At 62.1% G+C, this 5,762-nt stretch carries 5 protein-coding genes; 4 read left to right on the forward strand and 1 reads right to left on the reverse strand.

Features of this window, described 5'->3' with window-relative positions:
* The 4 genes from AC5JJ6_RS38455 to AC5JJ6_RS38470 form a co-directional block, all read left to right on the forward strand.
* On the forward strand, positions 1–1,622 hold a 1,622-nt coding region (locus AC5JJ6_RS38455), incomplete at its 5' end, for a hypothetical protein (RefSeq protein ID WP_496047095.1).
* Positions 1,619–4,381, forward strand: coding sequence for a PAS-domain containing protein (locus AC5JJ6_RS38460; protein ID WP_496047096.1), 2,763 nt, complete (start codon positions 1,619–1,621; stop codon positions 4,379–4,381). The genes AC5JJ6_RS38455 and AC5JJ6_RS38460, both read left to right, overlap by 4 nt.
* Positions 4,378–4,767, forward strand: a complete 390-nt coding sequence (locus AC5JJ6_RS38465; RefSeq protein WP_496047097.1) for a response regulator — start codon at positions 4,378–4,380, stop codon at positions 4,765–4,767. The genes AC5JJ6_RS38460 and AC5JJ6_RS38465 overlap by 4 nt, the downstream gene beginning before the upstream one ends.
* Positions 4,760–5,095, forward strand: a complete 336-nt coding sequence (locus AC5JJ6_RS38470; RefSeq protein ID WP_496047098.1) for an Hpt domain-containing protein — start codon at positions 4,760–4,762, stop codon at positions 5,093–5,095. Before AC5JJ6_RS38465 ends, AC5JJ6_RS38470 begins: the two co-directional genes overlap by 8 nt.
* A 134-nt stretch (positions 5,096–5,229) precedes the next feature.
* Here the strand turns inward: AC5JJ6_RS38470 and AC5JJ6_RS38475 are convergent.
* A partial coding sequence (locus AC5JJ6_RS38475) for a hypothetical protein (protein ID WP_496047099.1) occupies positions 5,230–5,762 on the reverse strand: 533 nt, incomplete at its 5' end.

Raw genomic sequence — 5,762 nt, forward strand, 5'->3', positions numbered from 1 at the left:
TCATGCCCGAACGGGGCACCGTGCTCACCACCGAGGAACAGATGCGGCCGATCCTCGCCGATGCCGCACGCTCGCTCGGCACCCGGCTGGTCGGCGTCGGCTGGCTGGAAGCTGGGCTGCTGCCCTCCGATACGCTCAAACGGTTTCCCTACGAGGAACATCCGTTCAACATCGCGCTGGTGCTGGCGCTCGCCGATGAACTTGGGGTCAATCGCGATTTCGCGCTGAAGGAAATGGCGGACCGCGTCATTGCGGATCTGGGCGTGCTGAAGACATATCCGGCCGCACCCGTGAAGACGCGTCGTCTCGAATTCGTCAACGGCATGTCGGCCAACGAACGCTTCGGGGCGCTCGGCAACTGGCTGCGCATGGGCTTCGACCGGCAGGACCCGTTCGCCGAGCCGGGCATCTGGATCACCACGGTCGTCAACAACCGGGCCGACCGGGTGCCGCGCTCGCGGGTCTTCGCCAGCATTCTCGTCAACGACATCTCCGCCGACCGGCATGTCTTGATCGGCGGAAACCTGGAAGGATTCCGGGGTTATATCGATGAAGCCTGGAGCGGCTTTGCCGCGAACCTGACGCTCTGGCCGGACACCGGCACGGGCGAGCTTGCCGATCCGGTGGAAACGCTGCACTCCGCCGCCCGCCGCATGCGTGTCCCGCATGAGGACGAGCATGTCGAAGGCATCCTCCGGGCCATGCTCAACGGCCAGCCCGAACCGCTCGATGCGGAAGCCCTGCTGGCGCTTCGGGACCAGCCGGACGAACTGCGCAGCCGGCTGGACGCGGCGGGCGTCGCCGAGGCGGAAGGCATCGTCAAGCATCTCGCCTGGGCACGGGAGCACGTCGCCGAATATCAGGCGTTCCTGGAACGTGTCCGCGCCGGAAGCGACCGCAAACAGCTCGATACCGGCTTCGCCGAACTGCTGAGGACTTGGTTCCGGCGCAAGATCCTCGTGGTCGAGGATTACTACTCGACCGGCGACCAGACGGTGGAGCGCATCCGGGCCGAAACGCCGCCCGGCTTCTTCAACCGCATCATGGGCGTTCAGAATATCAAGGGTACCGGTCTCGATTTCGTGTACCGCTGGCAGGCCTGGGATGCCTGCCATCAGGCCTGCGAGATGGCGGAAAGCGGCGATCCCGCGCTGGCCGCACAGGGTGTCCGGACGCTTGCCGGCTTCCAGGAATTCGGCGTCCTGAGCGAGGAACGGGTCAAAGCCACGGTCGCCCGCCTGCGGGAGACGTCGCCGGTGCCGGGTGAGGCTTTCCAGGCGCAGCTGGATCTGATGCTGAGCAATCTCGATCGTCAAATGACCACCGTACGCGAGAGCATGGCCGTGACGAGGACCACCGGCCCGCTCGCCACCGCAATCGATGCCGTCGAAGCGTTTCTGGACGCGGGCGATGCCGTGCGCCGCCGCCGCAAGGCCGACCGGATCTACGGTGACATGGTGACCGAGCGGATCAGTCACGACCGCGCGGCTCTGGAACTGAAAAAGCTGAACTCGCGCCAGAAAGGCGGGTGGCTCGGTGACGCCATCCAGCGTCTGGGTGCGCGGCTACGGGCCGTTCTCCCGGCCGGTGGTCGCTCCACACGCGGAAAGGCACACGCATGACGATACCGCCCCTTCCCGAAAATGAGACGGCACGGCTCGCGGCACTTGAGCAGTACCGGATGGAAGGCTTCGGCCGGGAACCGGCTTTTGACCGCATCGCCGCCCAGGCAGCCCGGCTGTTCGACACTCCTATCGGATTGGTCTCGTTGATCAACAGGAACGATCAGTGTTTCAAGGGCGCGCTCGGCCTCAGCGCTCCCGGTTGTCCGCGCGACTTTGCCTTCTGCGCCTTCACCATTTTGTCCGACCAGCCGATGATCGTGCCGGATGCCCGGCTCGATCCGCGCTTCTCGGAAAATCCACTCGTTGCCGGTCCACAGCATGTCCGCTTCTATGCCGGAGCACCGCTGCGGGTTCGTGATGGGTTTATCCTGGGCGCCCTGTGCATACTCGATACTCGGCCACGCACCTTTTCAGAGACCGATCGGAGTCGGTTGGCGGCACTGGCCGAGACCGTCGTGGACCTGATCGAGATGCGCGTGGGCGGCCTGACCGCGGAGGCCGAGCGCATCCGGGCCGAGGAGGCCGAGCAACGACTGGCCGGAATACTGGACGCCATGCCGGCGGCGCTGGCGGTCTACGGTAAGGACGATCGGCTTTCGATGGTGAACCGGAGCTACCGGGAAACCTTTTTTCCCAATAATCCGGAATTTCCGGTGATCGGATCGTGCTTCGAAACCGTGCTGAGGGACATGTCCACCCACGGCTTGAACATCGAAATCGACGGGAACGGGGCGGACTGGATTGAGCGCCGGCTAGCCCTGCGACGCAAGGGCGGCGGCTCGTACGAAATCCGTCTGCCGGGCGGGCGCTGGCTGAGCAGCCTGGAATGCCGCACCCCGGCCGGCGATCTGGTCGCGATCAACACCGATATTTCCGAATTGAAGGCACGCGAGATCGCACTTGTCGATTATTCCAGCCTGCTGCGCGCCACCATCGAAAGCGTCGATCACGCCATTGCGGTCTTCGACCAGCAAGACGCCCTGATCGTCTGGAACGACGAGTTTTTCGAAATGCTGCGCGCCCCGCTGGATCTTCACCGGCGCGGCGCCGAAATGGACTGCTTTATCCGGCTCATGGCCGAGCGCGGTGATCTCGGACCCGGTGATCCCAAGGTTCTGTTCCACAACGCCCTGGCTCATATCCGGGAGGGACACAGCCGGCGAGCGGAGATCAGAACCATCGACGGCCGGGTACTCGACCTCCGTCATGCCGAAACCATCGATGGCCGCACTGTCGTCTCGTTCTCCGACATTACCGAACGCAAGGAGATCGAACGGATCAAGGATGAGTTCATCTCGACCGTTAGCCACGAACTGCGGACACCTCTGACCTCGATCACCGGTTCGCTCGGTCTGCTGGCGCGCGGGATCGGCGGCGAGTTGCCGGACAAGGCGATGAAACTTATTGGTATCGCGCACAAGAACGGCGAGCGTCTCAACCGTCTGATCAACGACCTGCTCGACATCGACCGAATAGAATCCGGGCAAATGGAATTCCGCCGGGAACCGGTTGAATTGGGCGCCCTGCTCGCGCAGTCGGTCGAACAAAACCGTCCCTATGCGGAGCGTTTCGGTGTCAATCTCGACCTGAAATTATCCTCTTATCCCACTACTGTCATAGGGGACAGCGACCGGCTGCTTCAGGTCGCGGCCAACCTGATCTCGAACGCGGTCAAGGATTCCCCTTCTGAGGGCATCGTGACCATTATCGTCAAAAGATCCGGTGCCTGGGGCCGCCTTGAGGTCCGCGACAACGGCCCCGGTATCACTGAGGGGTTTCGCGCCCGGATCTTCCAGCGCTTCGCCCAGGCCGACAGTTCAGACCGACGCAGCCAGGGTGGTACCGGCCTGGGTCTGAGCATCGCCCGCAGCATAGTCGAGCGCCACGGCGGCGCTATTGGCTTCGAAACTCGGACCGGCGAGGAATCCGGAACCGTGTTTCATGTCGATCTGCCGCTAGCTGCCAGCGAGCCGCCTCAGAGCGACGACGTACGGGACACGGCCGGTATTCTGATCTGTGAGGATTCCGCCCCGGTCGCCAGCGCGATCCGCGCGCTGCTCACCAGAGCCGGTTTCGACAGCGATATCGTCGCGACCGTGGCAGAGGCCCGCAATCATCTTCGGGAACGGGCTTATCATGCTCTCGTCCTCGACCTGATGCTGCCGGACGGCAACGGCGTCGATCTAATCCGGGAACTGCGCGCCGACGACGAAACCCGTGCTTTTCCAATCGTGGTTGTGTCCGCCACGGCGAACGAGGCCCGCTGCTCAACCGAGGGCGGCGCCCTGAATGTCGCGGACTGGCTTGAAAAACCCTTCGACGGCAAGCGTCTGGTTGAGGTGGTGCGTAGGGTCGTGGATATGGATCGTGAAGCCCCCCGCATCCTGCATGTAGAGGACGATCCGGATATTCGCGAGTTGGTGACCCTTGCACTTGCCGGTTCCACCCGGATCGATACCGCCGATAGCCTGGAAGCAGCGCGCCACCGTTTGGCGGAGCACCGATACGCCCTGATCATCCTCGACGTGACACTACCAGATGGTTCGGGTCTGGATCTGTTGCCGATCATCGGCGGTCAATTCGCTCCACCTCCGCCGGTAGTAATTTTTTCCGAGGCCGATTCCGAGCCGGAGATCATCCGGCAGGTGACGCTGGCACTGACGAAATCCCGCACTCCCATCGATAAACTGGCGGAAGCGATTGGGCACATCATCAACCCCGCTGTCCACCACTCCTCTGGGGAAACCGCACCATGAAGCATCCGCTTCGCTCCATCCTGCTGATCGAGGACGATCCGGATATCCAGGAGGTCGCCAAAATGTCGCTGGAGGAAGTCGGCGGCTTCGATGTCACCGCCTGCGGATCGGGCCGGGAGGCGCTGGATATCGTATCGCGTGTCAGGCCCGACCTGCTGATCATCGATTTCATGATGCCAGGCATGGACGGCGGTGAAACCTTGGCGGCTCTGCGCGCCCGGCCGGATACCGCAACGATCCCGGCAGTTTTCATGACCGCCAAGGTCCGGCCGGAGGAAGTTGCCCGAATGCGGGCGATGGGGGCTGCGGATGTGATCCCGAAGCCCTTCGATCCCATCGTTCTCGCGGATCAGGTGAACGCCATCTGGGTCCGCATCCATGGCTGACGAATATAAATCCGTGGAAGATAAATATGCTCTGCTCCAGGCAAAATACCGCACGCGCCTCAGCGAGCGGATCAGCGATCTCAGGTCCCTGACCGAGAGAGGGGAATTCACGACCACCACACCAGCGCTTCTGGAAGAAATTCGGATGAAATCACACCAACTCGCCGGTTCCGCCGGGACTTTTGGCTTTGCCGGGATCGGCGACATTGCCGCAGAGATCGAGCGCGAAACCAACATGCTGACCACTCTCTCCGTCTATGACACCGGTGAACATCTGTCCCGTATCCGTGGGTTGATTGCCGATCTGGAGCGTCTGCTGAAGGGCTGATCTGATCGCTATATCATTTTAAGTTCCTTTAACGGCTGACTCCATTGTCCAAGTACACAAGACGCCGCCTACCGTCAGATACTGGCATCGACCCCGTCGATTGTTTCACCAGTTGGCGGTCGCCTCAAAGAAAATCACAGCACCGACGGGAGAAGGCCTTGGCGGGAACGGGACTGCCGCGAGATTAGGGAGCTGGACTGAACAGGATATGACCAGTCGGTACGTTTCAGCGGCTGGGGAATAAGGATGGAGTGGGTTTTGCTCCTGGTGGAAACCGGGGTCGATAGGTCGAGCCGAAGCGTTGAGTGATGGAGAGCATAAAAATCCGTGGGGTAACGTGGCCAACGCTGTGGAAGGCAGGTAGGCTGGATCTTGTCAGCCATTGAGCCTTCGGAATGCCCATGCGAGTTCAGATCCAGCTCCGGATCGTCAGCGATGATGACACCGTGCTCAGCGAGGACGTGATTGCCTGCTTCGACAAGGGCGACGACCAGCTTGAGGAGATCGGTATGTCGCTTGATCAGGCGAAAACCGTTCTGGCCGGTGCGCAGACGAACCTGGTTGCGGCTCAGGCGACGAGTTTCCTGGCGCGACATCGAGACTGCGACCAGAGTGGTCGGCACCTTCAGAGCAAAGGACGCTGTCGCTTTCTGTTCCGCACCGCGTT

Source organism: Skermanella sp., assembly GCF_059503625.1.